The organism is Primorskyibacter sp. S87, from assembly GCF_049801055.1.
In the GTDB taxonomy this organism is placed as follows: Bacteria; Pseudomonadota; Alphaproteobacteria; order Rhodobacterales; family Rhodobacteraceae; genus JBNAGF01.
The window spans coordinates 1-16,061 of sequence record NZ_JBNAGF010000005.1; the positions used below are offsets into that span (position 1 = coordinate 1).

Annotated in this window: 14 protein-coding genes and 1 tRNA gene; 12 read left to right on the forward strand and 3 right to left on the reverse strand. The window is 57.8% G+C overall.

Annotation, left to right across the window (positions count from 1 at the left end; all coding sequences use genetic code 11):
* The coding region (gene tuf, locus ACP15U_RS09950; protein ID WP_425045001.1) for an elongation factor Tu at positions 1-1,176 on the forward strand (1,176 nt) is incomplete at its 5' end.
* Between the two features lie 240 nt (positions 1,177-1,416).
* Here the strand turns inward: tuf and ACP15U_RS09955 are convergent.
* Positions 1,417-2,688 carry an arginase family protein gene (locus tag ACP15U_RS09955; RefSeq protein WP_425045002.1) on the reverse strand — a complete coding sequence of 424 codons (1,272 nt, stop codon included), beginning with the start codon at positions 2,686-2,688 and terminating at the stop codon, positions 1,417-1,419.
* 300 nt (positions 2,689-2,988) lie between these two features.
* Between ACP15U_RS09955 and ACP15U_RS09960 the strand changes: the two genes are divergently transcribed.
* A complete protein-coding gene (locus ACP15U_RS09960; protein ID WP_425045003.1) occupies positions 2,989-3,180 on the forward strand; it encodes a hypothetical protein in 192 nt (63 codons plus the stop codon).
* Positions 3,181-3,299: 119 nt separating this feature from the next.
* On the opposite strand, the gene ACP15U_RS09965 is transcribed toward ACP15U_RS09960, so the two are convergent.
* Positions 3,300-4,004: a lysophospholipid acyltransferase family protein gene (locus tag ACP15U_RS09965; protein WP_425045004.1), complete on the reverse strand. Its 705-nt coding sequence runs from the start codon at positions 4,002-4,004 to the stop codon at positions 3,300-3,302.
* 141 nt (positions 4,005-4,145) lie between these two features.
* On the opposite strand from ACP15U_RS09965, the gene ACP15U_RS09970 reads away from it, so the two are divergent.
* The 3 genes from ACP15U_RS09970 (at position 4,146) to nusG (ending at position 5,289) form a co-directional block, all read left to right on the forward strand.
* A tRNA-Trp gene (locus ACP15U_RS09970) sits at positions 4,146-4,221 on the forward strand.
* A 118-nt stretch (positions 4,222-4,339) separates the two neighbouring features.
* Positions 4,340-4,537, forward strand: a complete 198-nt coding sequence (gene secE / locus ACP15U_RS09975; protein WP_425045005.1) for a preprotein translocase subunit SecE — start codon at positions 4,340-4,342, stop codon at positions 4,535-4,537.
* A 218-nt stretch (positions 4,538-4,755) separates the two neighbouring features.
* A complete protein-coding gene (nusG, locus tag ACP15U_RS09980) occupies positions 4,756-5,289 on the forward strand; it encodes a transcription termination/antitermination protein NusG (protein ID WP_425045006.1) in 534 nt (177 codons plus the stop codon).
* 138 nt (positions 5,290-5,427) lie between these two features.
* On the opposite strand, the gene ACP15U_RS09985 is transcribed toward nusG, so the two are convergent.
* A complete protein-coding gene (locus ACP15U_RS09985; protein ID WP_425045007.1) occupies positions 5,428-7,278 on the reverse strand; it encodes an adenylate/guanylate cyclase domain-containing protein in 1,851 nt (616 codons plus the stop codon).
* A gap of 326 nt (positions 7,279-7,604) precedes the next feature.
* Between ACP15U_RS09985 and rplK the strand changes: the two genes are divergently transcribed.
* From rplK to rpoB, 7 genes are all read left to right on the forward strand, one after another.
* Positions 7,605-8,030, forward strand: coding sequence for a 50S ribosomal protein L11 (gene rplK, locus ACP15U_RS09990; RefSeq protein WP_425045008.1), 426 nt, complete (start codon positions 7,605-7,607; stop codon positions 8,028-8,030).
* 1 nt (position 8,031) lies between these two features.
* On the forward strand, positions 8,032-8,730 hold the full coding sequence (rplA, locus tag ACP15U_RS09995; protein WP_425045009.1) for a 50S ribosomal protein L1: 699 nt from the start codon (positions 8,032-8,034) through the stop codon (positions 8,728-8,730).
* 249 nt (positions 8,731-8,979) lie between these two features.
* Positions 8,980-9,906 carry a LicD family protein gene (locus ACP15U_RS10000; RefSeq protein WP_425045010.1) on the forward strand — a complete coding sequence of 309 codons (927 nt, stop codon included), beginning with the start codon at positions 8,980-8,982 and terminating at the stop codon, positions 9,904-9,906.
* A gap of 2 nt (positions 9,907-9,908) precedes the next feature.
* The gene (locus ACP15U_RS10005; protein WP_425045281.1) at positions 9,909-10,355 is read left to right on the forward strand and encodes an adenylyltransferase/cytidyltransferase family protein; all 447 of its coding nucleotides are present in this window, start codon (positions 9,909-9,911) and stop codon (positions 10,353-10,355) included.
* Between the two features lie 293 nt (positions 10,356-10,648).
* The gene (rplJ, locus tag ACP15U_RS10010; RefSeq protein WP_425045011.1) at positions 10,649-11,167 is read left to right on the forward strand and encodes a 50S ribosomal protein L10; all 519 of its coding nucleotides are present in this window, start codon (positions 10,649-10,651) and stop codon (positions 11,165-11,167) included.
* Between the two features lie 80 nt (positions 11,168-11,247).
* Positions 11,248-11,625, forward strand: a complete 378-nt coding sequence (gene rplL / locus ACP15U_RS10015) for a 50S ribosomal protein L7/L12 (protein ID WP_425045012.1) — start codon at positions 11,248-11,250, stop codon at positions 11,623-11,625.
* Positions 11,626-11,876: 251 nt separating this feature from the next.
* Entirely contained in the window at positions 11,877-16,013 is a 4,137-nt protein-coding gene (gene rpoB / locus ACP15U_RS10020) for a DNA-directed RNA polymerase subunit beta (protein ID WP_425045013.1), read from the forward strand.
* The last annotated feature ends 48 nt before the right edge of the window (positions 16,014-16,061 follow it).

The window sequence follows — 16,061 nt, forward strand, 5'->3', positions numbered from 1 at the left end:
ATGGCAAAGGAAAAGTTTGAGCGTACAAAACCGCACGTCAACATTGGCACGATTGGCCACGTTGACCACGGCAAGACGACGCTGACCGCGGCAATCACCAAGTATTTTGGCGACTTCAAGGCGTATGACCAGATTGACGGTGCGCCGGAAGAGAAGGCGCGCGGCATCACCATCTCGACGGCGCATGTTGAGTATGAGACCGACAACCGCCACTATGCGCATGTCGACTGCCCCGGCCACGCCGACTACGTCAAGAACATGATCACCGGTGCTGCCCAGATGGACGGCGCGATTCTGGTTGTGAACGCCGCTGACGGCCCGATGCCGCAGACCCGCGAGCACATCCTGCTGGGCCGCCAGGTTGGCATCCCGAAGATGGTTGTGTTCCTGAACAAAGTTGACCAGGTTGACGACGAAGAGCTTCTGGAACTGGTTGAGATGGAAGTTCGCGAACTGCTGTCCAGCTACGACTACCCCGGCGACGATATCCCGATCATCGCGGGTTCGGCTCTGGCGGCGATGGAAGGCAACAACCCGGAGATCGGCGAAGAGAAGATCAAGGAACTGATGGCGGCTGTTGATGACTACATCGACACCCCTGAGCGTGCTGTTGACCAGCCGTTCCTGATGCCGATCGAAGACGTGTTCTCGATCTCGGGCCGCGGCACCGTTGTGACCGGTCGTGTCGAGCGTGGCGTGATCAATGTTGGCGACGAGATTGAAATCGTTGGCATCCGCGACACCACCAAGACCACCTGCACCGGCGTGGAAATGTTCCGCAAGCTGCTGGACCGCGGCGAAGCGGGCGACAACATCGGCGCGCTGCTGCGTGGCGTTGACCGTGACGGTGTTGAGCGTGGTCAGGTTCTGTGTAAGCCGGGTTCGGTTACACCGCACACCAAGTTCGAAGCCGAAGCCTATATCCTGACCAAGGAAGAGGGCGGCCGTCACACCCCGTTCTTCGCGAACTACCGTCCACAGTTCTACTTCCGGACCACGGACGTGACCGGCACCGTGACCCTGGCCGAAGGCACCGAGATGGTTATGCCGGGCGACAACGTGTCGTTTGGCGTTGAGCTGATCGCGCCGATCGCCATGGAAAACGGCCTGCGCTTCGCCATCCGCGAAGGTGGCCGCACCGTCGGCGCTGGCGTGGTGTCGAAAATCGTCGAGTAAGGCGCGCTAGCGCGCCTGGTTGCGGCAGGCGATCTTCCAAAGGAAAATCTGCCGAGAGCAACACGGTGAGACAATTGGAAAGGCCGTCCCACACGGGGCGGCCTTTTCCTTTTGATAACTTGCCGAACTTGAAAAAGGTTTCTTGCGACAGTAGCGGCGATCAGCACTACGCAAAGCCTGAATATTCTGCAGAAGCGGACCAGCTCTTCGAGCCCACGCTTGGAACTATATCTATCGTGATCACTCGTCTCTCACGAGCCTTGGCGCATAGTATAGCGGGTCGGTGATCCCGCGCTTCTTGGCAGCTTCAGCCGCGATGAAGTTCCGCAAGAGAAACATCACAACTTCGGCGGTCTGGAAGCTGCGCGAGTCCATCAGCGGATTATATTCCGCGACATCTATGCCCAGCACATTGTGCTGAATGGTAAGCGCCCGGATCATCCTGGCCATCTCGCGCGGTGTGATGCCATCCACTTCGCGCCCCCCGGTACCGGGAACATAATTCGACGCGATAATGTCGATATCGATCATGATCAGGATCTGTCCCATGTCCTTGGATTCTTCGAGGACACGTTCAATGACCTTGTCCCACCCGTCCCGCTCGATCTCGGCGGCATAGTGATAACGAACACCCTGCGAGTTCAGCCAGTCAAGGTCTTCTTCGCCAGGACCAAATGAGGTCATGCCAATCTGAATGATGTCTCCACCGTCAACGACATCGTAGATCAGCGCATTGGAAATCCCGTTACCGTTATGGGCATAGGCGCCAAACGGACCATTGCGAATGGCGTCATAGTGGCTGTCAAAGTGAATGACCCCAAAGTTCTTCCGGCCATAGGTATCGGCGGTCGCAAGGAACATCCCGTACATTCCATCATGGCTTCCGGCGAACATGGCAGGCTTGGCGCCACCCTCATAAATCTCGTTGATGACGCGCCGGATCTCTTCGGTCGTAGCCCCCACTTCAAACGGGTTCACGGTGATGTTGCCGTAATCGACCTCGTTCACTTCGTTGAAATGGGTGTGCAGATACATGTCCACGACACCGGTGCGGCTGCGCTCCATCTTGCCGCCGCCGCGCGAGGTGACCAGCTGCTTACCGGCTGTGCGGATAAACCCGCGTAAAATATTGGGACCGAATGCTGTACCTGGAACCGCGTTGTTATCAGCGGTTGAGCCAACCAGCGCGATATCGACGTCGCCCGCGATCAGGTCTTCCTTGTTGAGTGCAATTGGCATGCCGAACATCGTCGGAAACTGCGAGCCAAACGGATTCAGGTCGTAGCGCTGAAGGTCGATGGGACCGGCTTCGCGTTCCGGATTGGGCAGCGAATTGCGTCCAAACTCAAACTCGGCGTTGGGATCATTTGGATCGCGCAGGATGACCAGAGGGTTGTCAGGATCGACCCAAGGCGTGACAGAGGGATCGGTTCGGGTGCTGAAGTCCTGGGCCAAAGCTACGTCAAATGCGAATATGCCCGCCATCACGGTGGCAATTTTGGTGTATTGCATCATCGAGTTTCCCTGTTGAATTGGTGTTCGGTTGGTTTGGAGTTGAAACCAAAGATAAGTCGAGTTTTGCGCCGAGTCGACAAACGTCTGATCGATCACTGCGCCCGTCGCGATTGACGGGGCAACGATCGTCCGCAAAAGAACGGCAGATCCGACCATCGCTACGGCTGCCGGTCCGCATTTTTCTGGAATGCGCTTAAGGCATTCCCGGCAGCTACGCGCATTGTCCTCAGCAGCAATGTGATTGACCCGAGGTCTTGTTTCCCTCACCCTTAAGCAATCAGAAACAGGAGGTTAGACATGGCAACTTATCGCTGCGGCGTCTGCGGCATGGGCGTGAATGCTACATGTGCGGATTGCAACGAGCCGTTGGTAAACGGCACGCTGGAAAAAGAAGACGGAAGCTCGGTGCAGATTTCGAGCTGTCCGAAATGCGAGGGCAAGATCAAGTCGCCGATGTGTTGCGGCAAAGATATGACCTGCGAGCTCTGACGCTTTCAACCTTGGTTTCGACGCTGTGCCAGAAACAGGGCGCATGGCTCGAAACCCGATCAAGTAAACAATCCGTTGCAGGCGGTGTCGGGCACGATGCCGCCTGTCTTGTTGCCAGTTTACTGACCTGACGACCAGGGTTCGCGACCCACCATCCGATCGGCCTCGGCCGTAATGTCGTTCATATGCTTTTCCAGGCTCAACCGCAGATCCTCGATCTGTTCTTCGGTTGCTTTGCGCGGCACGGTTTCCGTCCACTCCCGGCACAGAAAAACCCCTTCGTTCCGCCACGGGCGCGGCAGAAGAAGCCTGTCCCAGCTGCTCATTTCAGATGCATGACGTGCAGAGTAAGTAATGCCAAACACGCGTTTGCCCGAGGCGCGTGCCCAGATCAGCGGCACGGTCGAGGAAATCCGCTCCGGCCCTCTTGGCCCGTCGGCAGCGATGCCTATCGAGATACCCTGTTTCATTTTCCCGAGAACCTCGCGCGACAAGGCGACATGGCGCTTGTGGCTGGACATGGCAATCGTGTCCATTCCAAAGAGCATCTGCACCCTTCCAACCATGCTGCCGGCACGCGCAGCCGAGGTGATCGAACAGATCGACGCCTTGTCCAGCGGGAAAAAATAGGGCGACTGTGCAAGCCGTTGATGCCAGAGCACCACGATCACAGGCTCGCCGGATTCGGCAAGGGCATCCAGTTCCTCATAGCCGACACGCTGCCAGTGGGTGTTGCGATGCACCATGCGGATATAGCCCGCAACCCGCCGAGCCACCCAGTTCAGGAAGGTCTCACTGTTGGCGATCTTCTTGCGCAGGCTCATAACGGTTCCTCTTTACGGATCAGCGCATGTCTTACTGCAACCGGTGCGTGGCGCAACTTGTTTATATGCAATTGAATGGCTGGATTCGGTAAAAAGGGTCTTGAGTCCGCTGCGCCGCTGACATATCTCCATCGCCACGATAGGGGTATAGCTCAGTTGGTAGAGCGACGGTCTCCAAAACCGTAGGTCGCGGGTTCGAACCCTGCTGCCCCTGCCATTTCCCGAGACAGCCCGTTCGCCGGAGTGTCGGCCAGCGCTTCGGATGGGAATGGCCTTGAATTTGCCATCAAGCCCCGCTATGTGCGGCCTGTCGCTAGCAAAGGAACGAGAGCCAAATGGCCACCACCAATCCGATCCAGTTCATCCAGCAGGTCCGTGCCGAGGTTGCCAAGGTTGTCTGGCCGACCCGCCGCGAAGTGCTTTTGACCACGGTGATGGTGTTCATCATGGCCGCGCTGACTGCTGTGTTCTTTGCACTGGTGGATTTGCTGATCCGCAACGGTTTGCAGATCGTGTTGGGGATTTTCGGCTAAGGGGCGGGCTCTCAGCCCGCGCAGGGGCACGCGACCAGCGGCATCCCCTCTTGCGTCAATCGGGTTTCGGGAGTAGTTCAGCCTCTAATCTCAAAGCGGGCGTGCGGCGATTCGAGTTGCGCGCCGCTTTTTGTTGAGACCGCGTGGATCAATCGCGCGATAACAGGACGAATTGCGGTGCCCATCGGGTCACCGGAGAGACAAGGACAACAAGGCTCATGGCGAAACGGTGGTATTCGGTCAGCGTGCTGTCGAATTTCGAGAAGAAGATCGCGGAGCAGATCCGTACCTCGGTCGCCGAGAACGGCCTTGAGGATGAGATTGACGAGGTTCTGGTGCCCACCGAAGAGGTGATCGAAGTGCGCCGGGGCAAGAAAGTCACCACTGAGCGCCGTTTCATGCCCGGCTATGTGCTGGTGCATATGGAAATGTCGGATCGTGGCTATCACCTGATCAGCTCGATCAACCGTGTGACAGGTTTCCTTGGGCCACAAGGGCGGCCCATGCCAATGCGCGATGCCGAGGTGAACCAGATCCTCAACCGCGTGCAGGAAGGCGAAGAAGCGCCGCGCACCCTGATCCACTTTGAAGTGGGTGAGAAGGTCAAGGTCAACGATGGCCCGTTCGAGGATTTCGACGGCATGGTCGAAGAGGTCGACGACGACAACCAGAAGCTCAAAGTTACCGTTTCGATCTTTGGCCGCGAAACGCCGGTTGAACTGGACTACACGCAGGTCACGAAACAGACTTGAGCTGACCTGCCAAAAAGATTCAAAACGCCGCCCGGGGAAACCTGTGGCGGCGATTTCATTTTCGGAACATCAAGTAGTTTCCGAGCGGGCGTTTGCGCTCAACGATGGGTGGCACCACTGCCGTGTTCGACACCTGCACTATTCAGGAAGACCGGCAGCACGCAGGCCGTCCTGAAAACGTTTTTGTCCAATCGGATCTGTGATCTGGATAAAGCTTGTGGAAATACTTGCGTCGGGCATGCGCTGCAGGATGGCCTCGACGGTCTGTAGCGCATTGTCATCCTCTCCGAGTTGACCGTAGGCGGCAGCACGCCACCACAAGTTTCCAATGAAACGGGGATTCTTTGCGCGTGCGATTTCCAGATGTTCCAGTGCTTCGGCGTAGCGTCCCTGAAGATAGATTGCCTGACCCAGCAATTGGTCTGCCAGCCAATTGTGAAACGGGTTCAACCGAACAGAAAGGCGAAGCAATTCCTCGGCCTCAGCACCCCGTCCAAGAAAGATCAGCGCCAGCGCGGACCGGGACAAGAGATGTGGATGGGCGGGTTCAAGCTCCATCGCGCGCTTGAATTCTTCAAGTGCGCCTTCGTAGTCACGCAGGTTCAACAGCGACTGCGCCAACACCTGGCGAGAATACCAGTCATTCGGCTCGAGCCGCACCACCTCTCGCCCGATATCAAGTCCAGTTCCAAGGGCAAGTTTCGGGTCGTCTGCAACCCGGAAGTAGCCAGATTGCGTTTCCACAAATCCCAGCAGTGCCTTGGCCCTGACAAATGCCGGATCCAGCGCCAGTGCTTCTCGGGCAAGTGTACGCGCTCTCTGGAAAGACGCGGGGGTGTTGATCCAGCTTGCCTCGTCTGCACGTGCCCACAGCAAGAAGGCTTCGGGGTTTTCCGTAAACCGGTGCTGGCCCTGTACACGATTAAGGTCCTCGGCGAATTGCTGTGCGAGTTGCTCGACAAGCGAATCCTGAAGTTCGAAAACGTCTTCTGACGCACGCTCGATACGGTCACTCCAGACTATCCGCCCTGACAGAGCGTCGATCAACTCGACATCAACGCGAACTCGTTCGCCCGAGTGGCGCAAAGTACCCCGCACAACATGTGCCACTCCCAGCGCTTCGGCCACTTGTGCGGGGCTGACATTCTGGCCGCGGTATTGTTCCGTCGAGCTGCTCGCAATCACGAATAGCCCGCTGACCCGTGCGAGGCTGCGCGTCAAATCCTCGCCGACAGCTCTTGCCAGCAGCGTAACGTCTTTGGCCTGGGAAAGTGTTTTGAAGGGAAGCACTGCAACCGAAGGCTTGTCAGGCAAAACCAGTTGCATCCTAGCCAGAGAAGCGGCCTCTACATCTCCGGCCCGCCAGCGACCCCAGCCCAAGGAGCCGATCAAGATCAGAGCCAGCAATGCGACCCCAGTCACAACAAGTTCTTTGATGCGAAACCGGCCTGTAGGCGTCGGCGTGGTTTCGGACTCCATGCTCGGGTCGACCACGTAAAAAACACGAATGGGGCGTTCGATGTTCTTTACCTGAAACTCACCAAGATCTTGAAGTGTCAGATCCAGTTTGTCCCGGATCTGATCACGCGCCGCCCGCGAGATGGCAATGCCGCCTGGTTTTGCCAACGCCTCGATCCGGGCTGCAACATTGATCCCTTCTCCGTGCAGATCATCTCCCTCGACGATCACGTCACCCAGATTGATCCCGATCCGCAGGGTCAGGGTGCTGTCTTTGGCAAAGCTTTTTTGGATGGCCGATGCACATTCGACGGCTTCGACGACTGACGCGAATTCAGCCAGATACCCGTCACCCATTGTCTTGAACAGCCGTCCGCGATGACGCTCAAGACACGGAGCGATGATCTCTTCGAACGCCGCATTGAGTCGGGCCCGGGTGCCGGTTTCATCATGTTCGATCAAGGCGGAGTAGCCCACAACGTCGGCGGCGAGGATCGCCGCAAGTCGACGCTCTGTCCTGTTCTCCGTCATGAGCTTCACCCGGCTTGGCCAAAATTGGAAATGTTGCAATGATAGCAGAGTGCGCGGCTCTTCACGAATTGCCGGCAGGCGAACTCAGGATTGTCCGGGCCGCAGGGCATTTTTTGAAACGTCTATTAAGAATATGCCTGTTTGCGCAATGCACACGATCCGGCCCACTGGCCCCTTGCCAACACCCCAAAACAGGCGTAAACGCCGCCCTTATCGTCTTTGGGCGAGATTCTCTCGTGGGAGATCGTCAGGGTCGCGACCCTGCATCGGACCACGCAACATAAACCGGACAGAACGCGTTCTGTCCACGTTGAAAGGAAAACCAGATGGCCAAGAAGCTTGCTGGTACGATGAAGCTGCAGGTTCCTGCGGGTCAAGCGAACCCCTCTCCGCCGGTTGGTCCGGCGCTGGGTCAGCGCGGCATCAACATCATGGAATTCTGCAAGGCGTTCAACGCCAAGACCGCAGACATGGAGCCCGGCGCTCCGTGCCCGACCGTGATCACCTACTATCAGGACAAGTCCTTTACCATGGACATCAAGACGCCCCCGGCGTCCTACTACCTGAAAAAGGCGGCCAAGGTGAAATCGGGTGCAAACAACCCCAGCCGTGAGACCGTCGGTACCGTGACCGCGGCTCAGGTGAAAGAAATCGCCGAAGCGAAAATGAAAGATCTGAACGCCAACGACATCGAAGGCGCAATGCAGATCATCCTGGGCTCGGCCCGCTCCATGGGTATTGAGGTGAAGTAAGATGGCAAAGCTCGGTAAACGTACCCGCGCCGCGCGCGAAGCCTTCGCTGGCAAGGAAAACCTGTCGGTCGAAGACGCAGTTGCTCTGGTCAAGAACAACGCCAAAGCCAAGTTCGACGAAACCATCGAGATCGCCCTGAACCTGGGTGTCGATACCCGTCACGCTGACCAGATGGTTCGCGGCGTTGTCGGCCTGCCCAACGGCACAGGTAAATCCATGCGAGTTGCTGTGTTCGCCCGCGGTCCCAAGGCCGACGAAGCCAAGGAAGCCGGTGCGGACATCGTCGGCGCTGAAGACCTGATGGAAACCATTCAGGGCGGCACCATCGAGTTCGATCGCTGCATCGCGACCCCGGACATGATGCCAGTCGTTGGTCGCCTGGGTAAGATCCTCGGCCCGCGCAACTTGATGCCGAACCCCAAGGTCGGAACCGTGACCATGGACGTGAAGGCTGCTGTCGAAGCCGCCAAAGGCGGTGAAGTCCAGTTCAAGGCCGAAAAGGGCGGCGTCGTGCACGCAGGCGTCGGCAAAGCTTCGTTTGACGAAGCCAAGCTGGTCGAAAACGTCCGCGCATTTGTTTCGGCCGTCGCCAAAGCAAAACCGACTGGCGCCAAGGGCACCTACATGAAAAAGATCGCACTGAGCTCCACCATGGGCCCGGGCGTGACACTGGACGTGGCCGAAGCATCCGGCGAGTAACCCCGGGCGCCGTTACCACGGCAGACTTTATTGGCGGGGCACCCGAAATCGGGTGCCCCGCTTTTTTTTTGAGTTTACGAATGTTGTGCCGCCAAAGGCACGCTCGCTACTCGTCCTGCAATAAGTGTTTGCCCGATCGACAAGCCCCCTGCTAGGTCTTGCTAAAAACAAGAGCAGCCGGTTTCGGTCGGCCCGAACTAAGGGCACCCGAGATGAAGAAACGCAATATAGCAGGGATCGGGAACGATCTTGGACGACAAGGCCGTCATTGAACGTGAGCAAGTGGTGACACGCAAGGAGCGTGCAAGGCGGATCGCCGAGATTCGTCTGATGGCTTTTGCGGCCTTGCATGGCGAAGGGCAGGGATTCGAGCCGTGGCGCTATTTCGGCGAACTCAAGGCGCTCGAAAAGAGGCCGATGAGCATCGCGTTTCTGGAAGCCCAGATTGCCACCTGCGTGGTCGGCCGCATCCGTCCGGCCAAGATTGTGCGAGCCATGCAGAAACTGCGCAAGCGCCGTAGGGAGCAGGGCGAAGAGGACAAGTTCCACCAGTTCGAGGCATTGCTCAAATCCAATCTTGATACGGGGACACTGTCGAACCACGGGTACTACCGAGCGACCTTTGCGACGCTCGATCATGACGAAATGTGGGGGCAGGTTGGAGCCCACGTAAAAGCGCTGAACGATGCCGGTTATCAGGTGTTTCTGAATTCGGGGACGTTGCTGGGTGTGGTGCGCGACGGGCGTTTCATCGAACACGACGATGACATTGATCTGGCCCTTGTCCTCAATGCAAGTTCTGCGGCTGAAGCTGCGGCTGAGTGGAACGGCCTGAAAGACAAGCTGGGAGTCATCGGTGTTTTCGACACTGACGGCGACACCGTCCGCGGCATCCACAAGCTGAAATCTCCGAACGGGTGCGAGATCGACCTCTTTCCGGCTTGGATCGAGGATGACCAGGTGTTCGTGTATCCCCATACTTCCGGAGAGTTGGGCAGCGCCGACGTGTTGCCACTCAAACCATGTCCTGTTTCCGGCGAACCGATGCCGGCGGATCCCGAAAAGATGCTCGCACAGAACTATGGTCCCAACTGGCGGGAGCCAGATCCCTATTTCAAGTTTCCGTGGCCACAGGCCCGCAAAAAGTTCAAAGATTTTCTGGAGGCGGTTGAGTGACCATGAGCAGCGACGCGAAACCCTACACGATTATCACTTACGGCACTTTCGATCTGTTCCATGTCGGACATGTCAGGCTGTTGCGCCGTCTTGCCGATCTTGGTTCCAAACTAATCGTCGCCTGCTCAACCGACGAGTTCAACACACTCAAGGGCAAGACCACGGCGATCCCTTATGCGCATCGTGTCGAGGTGCTGGAATCCTGCCGTTATGTCGATCAGGTGATCCCTGAGAATACGTGGGAGCAGAAAAGAGAAGACATCGTCCGGTTCGACGCGGATCTCTTTGCCATGGGCGATGACTGGGAAGGCAAGTTCGACGATCTGCGCGATCTTTGCGATGTTCTCTATCTGCCGCGCACCGAGAACGTTTCGACGACCGAACTCAAGCAGTTGATTCAGCGTATGAGAGGCAACGGCTCGCCCTCACGGAATGTTGCAGCCGGCTAGGCAGCAATTTCGTCGATTTACCTCTTGGAAACCGGTGCGAACTGTCCTAGTTAGCAGTGCGGAATAAAGCGTGCGATTCGTCGTGCGCTTTATTTCGTTTCGTCCAAGACGGTGGGTGACTATGAAAATGGTCTTAATTTCCTGCCTGAGACGGGAAAGACCAAAGAATTTCGAGGGCTCAAACCCTCGGGCGGTTTTTGGCTCAACCCCGTAAAAACGGACCCGAACGCCGAGGCTATGGCCACGGCAAATATGAGCCGGGATGTTCCATCATCCCAAACTTGGAGAGAACTGTGGATAGAGCCCAGAAAGAGAAAGTGGTCGAGGAACTCGGCCAGATCTTCGAAAGCTCTGGCGTCGTGGTGGTTTCTCACTACGTCGGTCTGACAGTTGCCGAAATGCAGGACCTGCGCGCGCGTGCACGCGAAGCGGGCGGTTCCGTGCGTGTTGCCAAGAACAGGCTCGCCAAAATCGCCCTTGAGGGTAAGCCGTGTGAGAGCATGGCCGACCTGCTGACAGGGATGACCGTTCTGACCTATTCCGAGGACCCCGTGGCAGCAGCCAAGGTGGCCGAGGACTTCGCCAAGGAGAACAAGAAGTTCGAAATCCTTGGCGGTGCAATGGGCGAGAACGCTCTGGACCGCAAAGGTGTCGAAGCCGTGTCGAAAATGCCGTCGCGCGAGGAACTCATCTCCTCGATCGTTGGCTGCATCGGCGCACCCGCTTCGAACATCGCCGGCGCGATTGGCGCACCTGCAAGCAATATCGCAAGCATCCTTTCGACCATCGAAGAGAAGGCGGAAGCTGCGTAAGCGGTTGGCACTGAATGACCTGCGTAGGGTAAATGCCCGCACGTTGGAACACATGACTGTAAACGGAAAGAGCTGATACAATGGCTGATCTGAAGAAACTGGCAGAAGAGATCGTTGGTCTGACCCTGCTGGAAGCACAAGAACTGAAAACCATCCTCAAGGACGAATACGGCATCGAGCCCGCTGCTGGCGGCGCCGTAATGGTTGCTGGCGCGGCAGGCGATGCCGGCGGTGCAGCCGAAGAGGAAAAGACCGAATTCGACGTCGTTCTGAAGAACGCCGGCGCTTCGAAAATCAACGTCATCAAAGAAGTTCGCGGCATCACCGGCCTGGGCCTGAAAGAAGCCAAGGAACTGGTCGAAGCTGGCGGCAAGATCAAAGAAGGCGTGGACAAAGCCGAAGCAGAAGACGTCAAAGCCAAGCTGGAAGCAGCTGGCGCCGAAGTCGAGCTGGCCTAAGTCTGGCAGCAGGCGCATCATCGATGCGTCAGAAAATTTGGCTGGGCCCGGAAATTTCCGGGTCCAGCCGAACCTGTCTTAGAAAGAGCCTCGGGATCCGGGGCATTTTCTAAGGCGCGGTTCGCGGATCGGGAGGCCGCCACTCGGGACGGTGGCCATGAATTGATCCGGACGTGTCGTCTCGAAGGGCCAAGGCGCCAGAGCCCGGCGGCGTCCTTGACCGGTGAGAAATTGAAAAGGTGACATCTGACATGGCTCAAACGTTCCTTGGCCAGAAACGTCTTCGTAAATACTACGGCAAAATCCGTGAAGTTCTGGAGATGCCGAACCTCATCGAGGTGCAAAAATCTTCCTATGACCTGTTCCTGCGCTCGGGCGATGCCGAGCAGCCGACTGACGGCGAAGGAATCATGGGTGTGTTCCAGTCGGTTTTCCCGATCAAGGATTTCAACGAAACCTCTGTTCTGGAGTTCGTGAAATACGATCTGGAAAAGCCGAAATACGATGTTGAAGAATGCATGCAGCGCGATATGACCTACAGCGCCCCGCTGAAGGTCACCCTGCGTCTCATCGTATTTGATGTGGACGAGGATACCGGCGCCAAGAGCGTGAAGGACATCAAAGAACAGGATGTCTTCATGGGCGACATGCCGTTGATGACACCCAACGGCACCTTCATCGTGAACGGTACAGAGCGGGTTATCGTTTCGCAAATGCACCGTTCCCCCGGCGTATTCTTCGACCACGACAAGGGCAAAACTCACTCCTCGGGCAAACTGCTTTTTGCCTGCCGTATCATCCCGTATCGCGGCAGCTGGCTTGATTTCGAATTCGATGCCAAGGATATCGTGTTCGCCCGCATCGATCGTCGCCGTAAACTGCCCGTGACGACCCTGCTCTATGCCCTTGGGCTGGATCAGGAAAGCATCATGGATGCCTATTACAACACCGTGTCCTACCGTCTGGAAAAGAAGAAGGGCTGGGTCGCTCCGTTCTTCCCGGAACGCGTCCGCGGCACCCGTCCGACTTATGATCTGGTTGATGCAGCTTCCGGCGAAGTGATTGCCGAGGCTGGCAAGAAGGTCACGCCGCGCGCGGTGAAAAAGCTGATTGACGAAGGCACTGTCACGAATCTGCTGGTGCCCTTCGATCATATCGTTGGCAAGTTTGTCGCCAAGGACATCATCAACGAGGAAACGGGCGCCATCTATGTCGAGGCCGGCGATGAGCTGACACTCGAGTATGACAAAGATGGCGAGCTGATCGGCGGCACCGCGAAAGAGTTGATCGATGCAGGCGTCACCGACATTCCGGTTCTCGACATCGACAACATCAATGTCGGTCCCTACATGCGCAACACGATGGCGCAGGACAAAAACCTGAACCGTGAAACCGCGCTCATGGACATCTACCGTGTCATGCGTCCGGGCGAACCGCCCACCGTCGAAGCTGCTTCGGCTCTGTTCGATACCCTGTTCTTCGACAGCGAACGCTACGATCTGTCGGCTGTTGGCCGGGTCAAGATGAACATGCGCCTTGCCCTCGACGCCGAGGACACCCAGCGCACCTTGCGCAAGGAAGACATCATCGCCTGCATCAAGGCGCTGGTCGAGCTGCGCGACGGCAAGGGCGACGTGGATGACATCGACCACCTCGGCAACCGCCGGGTGCGTTCTGTCGGTGAACTGATGGAGAACCAGTACCGCGTTGGCCTGCTGCGCATGGAGCGCGCGATCAAGGAACGTATGTCTTCGGTCGAGATCGACACGGTCATGCCGCAGGATCTTATCAACGCCAAACCGGCGGCAGCTGCGGTCCGGGAATTCTTCGGTTCCTCGCAGCTCAGCCAGTTCATGGACCAGACCAACCCGCTTTCTGAGGTTACCCACAAGCGCCGACTATCGGCTCTTGGGCCGGGCGGTCTGACCCGCGAGCGCGCAGGTTTCGAGGTGCGCGACGTTCATCCGACCCACTACGGCCGGATGTGTCCGATTGAAACGCCGGAAGGTCCGAACATTGGCCTGATCAACTCGCTGGCAACTTTTGCCCGCGTGAACAAATACGGCTTTATCGAAACACCCTATCGTGTGGTCAAGGAAGGGCATGTCACCGACGAAGTGCACTACATGTCCGCGACCGAGGAAATGCGCCACACCGTGGCGCAGGCGAACGCGACCCTCGACAATGATGGCAACTTCATCAACGATCTGGTGTCGACCCGTCAGGCCGGTGACTATACCCTCGCCCCGCGTGAGAATGTCGACCTGATCGACGTGTCGCCCAAGCAGCTGGTCTCGGTGGCTGCCTCGCTGATTCCGTTCCTCGAAAATGACGACGCCAACCGCGCCCTGATGGGTTCGAACATGCAACGTCAGGCCGTTCCGCTCCTGCGCGCCGAGGCGCCGCTGGTTGGCACCGGTATTGAGGAAAAGGTTGCCATCGACTCCGGCGCGGCCATTCAGGCCAAGCGCGCAGGTATCATCGACCAAGTCGACGCCCAGCGTATCGTGATCCGGGCCACAGAAGATCTGGAACTGGGTGACGCTGGCGTGGACATCTACCGTCTGCGCAAGTTCCAGCGGTCGAACCAGAACACCTGCATCAACCAGCGTCCGCTGATCAAGGTGGGTGACACCGTTCAGAAGGGCGAGGTCATTGCCGATGGTCCCTCGACCGATATGGGTGAACTTGCACTTGGCAAGAACGTGGTCGTCGCCTTCATGCCCTGGAACGGCTACAACTACGAAGACTCGATCCTGATCTCCGAGCGCATCGCGCGTGACGACGTGTTCACGAGCGTGCATATCGAGGAATTCGAAGTCGCTGCCCGTGACACCAAGCTCGGCCCGGAAGAGATCACTCGTGACATTCCGAATGTCGGTGAAGAAGCGCTGCGCAACCTCGATGAGGCCGGCATCGTTTACATCGGTGCGGACGTGGAGCCGGGCGACATTCTTGTCGGTAAAATTACGCCGAAAGGTGAAAGCCCGATGACACCGGAAGAAAAGCTTCTGCGTGCCATCTTCGGCGAGAAAGCATCCGACGTGCGCGACACCTCGCTGCGCGTCAAGCCGGGTGATTTCGGCACGGTTGTGGAGGTTCGCGTCTTCAACCGCCACGGCGTCGAGAAAGACGAACGTGCGCTGCAGATCGAGCGTGAGGAAGTCGAACGTCTTGCCCGCGACCGGGACGACGAACTGGCGATTCTCGACCGCAACATCTATGCCCGTCTGCAGGGCATGATCCTTGGCAAGACCGCCGTAAAAGGCCCCAAAGGCGTCAAGGCAGGTTCGGTCATCACCGAGGAGCTGCTGGAAACGCTGACGCGTGGCCAGTGGTGGCAGCTGGCTCTGGAAGATGAGCAGGATGCACAGATCGTCGAAGCCCTCAACGAACAGTACGAGGTGCAGAAGCGCGCATTGGATGCCCGTTTCGAGGACAAGGTCGAAAAGGTTCGTCGCGGCGACGACCTGCCGCCGGGCGTGATGAAGATGGTCAAGGTCTTCATCGCCGTGAAGCGCAAGCTTCAGCCGGGTGACAAAATGGCCGGCCGTCACGGCAACAAGGGCGTGATCTCGAAAGTGGTGCCAATGGAGGACATGCCGTTCCTCGAAGATGGCACTCCGGTCGATTTCTGCCTGAACCCGCTGGGCGTTCCTTCGCGTATGAACGTTGGTCAGATCCTCGAAACCCATATGGGTTGGGCCGCGCGCGGCCTGGGTCTGAAAATTGACGACGCGGTTCAGGAGTATCGCCGGTCCGGCGACCTGACCCCGGTGCGTGAAGCAATGGGCCATGCTTATGGCGACGATGTGTATGCCGAAGGCATCTCGAACCTCTCCGAGGACGAGCTGCTGGAAGCCGCTGGCAACGTGACCCGTGGTGTGCCGATTGCAACGCCCGTCTTTGACGGCGCGAAAGAAGCTGATGTGAACGACGCGCTGGTACGTGCCGGCTTTGACACATCGGGCCAGTCGGTGCTGTTTGATGGTCGAACCGGTGAGCAGTTTGCCCGACCGGTGACCGTCGGCATCAAGTATCTGCTGAAGCTGCATCACCTTGTCGACGACAAGATCCACGCGCGTTCGACCGGCCCGTACAGCCTCGTGACCCAGCAGCCGCTGGGCGGCAAGGCGCAATTCGGTGGACAGCGTTTCGGGGAAATGGAGGTCTGGGCTCTCGAAGCTTACGGCGCTGCATACACCCTGCAGGAGATGCTGACCGTCAAGTCGGATGACGTTGCAGGCCGGACCAAGGTCTATGAATCGATCGTCAAGGGCGAGGACAACTTTGAAGCGGGCGTACCGGAATCGTTCAACGTTCTGGTTAAGGAAGTCCGCGGCCTCGGCCTGAACATGGAACTCCTGGATGCGGAGGTTGAGGAATAAGAACTTTGCGAAGTTCTTTCGGACGGCGCTCTGCGGCGCCTTCCTCCA

Excerpts from the sequence above, each read along its gene's own strand:
- ACP15U_RS09955 (WP_425045002.1), bottom strand. The coding sequence starts at position 2,688 with ATGCAATACACCAAAATTGCCACCGTGATGGCGGGCATATTCGCATTT.
- ACP15U_RS09960 (WP_425045003.1), top strand. The coding sequence starts at position 2,989 with ATGGCAACTTATCGCTGCGGCGTCTGCGGCATGGGCGTGAATGCTACA.
- ACP15U_RS09965 (WP_425045004.1), bottom strand. The coding sequence starts at position 4,004 with ATGAGCCTGCGCAAGAAGATCGCCAACAGTGAGACCTTCCTGAACTGG.
- secE (WP_425045005.1), top strand. The coding sequence starts at position 4,340 with ATGGCCACCACCAATCCGATCCAGTTCATCCAGCAGGTCCGTGCCGAG.
- nusG (WP_425045006.1), top strand. The coding sequence starts at position 4,756 with ATGGCGAAACGGTGGTATTCGGTCAGCGTGCTGTCGAATTTCGAGAAG.
- ACP15U_RS09985 (WP_425045007.1), bottom strand. The coding sequence starts at position 7,278 with ATGACGGAGAACAGGACAGAGCGTCGACTTGCGGCGATCCTCGCCGCC.
- rplK (WP_425045008.1), top strand. The coding sequence starts at position 7,605 with ATGGCCAAGAAGCTTGCTGGTACGATGAAGCTGCAGGTTCCTGCGGGT.
- rplA (WP_425045009.1), top strand. The coding sequence starts at position 8,032 with ATGGCAAAGCTCGGTAAACGTACCCGCGCCGCGCGCGAAGCCTTCGCT.
- ACP15U_RS10005 (WP_425045281.1), top strand. The coding sequence starts at position 9,909 with ATGAGCAGCGACGCGAAACCCTACACGATTATCACTTACGGCACTTTC.
- rplL (WP_425045012.1), top strand. The coding sequence starts at position 11,248 with ATGGCTGATCTGAAGAAACTGGCAGAAGAGATCGTTGGTCTGACCCTG.
- rpoB (WP_425045013.1), top strand. The coding sequence starts at position 11,877 with ATGGCTCAAACGTTCCTTGGCCAGAAACGTCTTCGTAAATACTACGGC.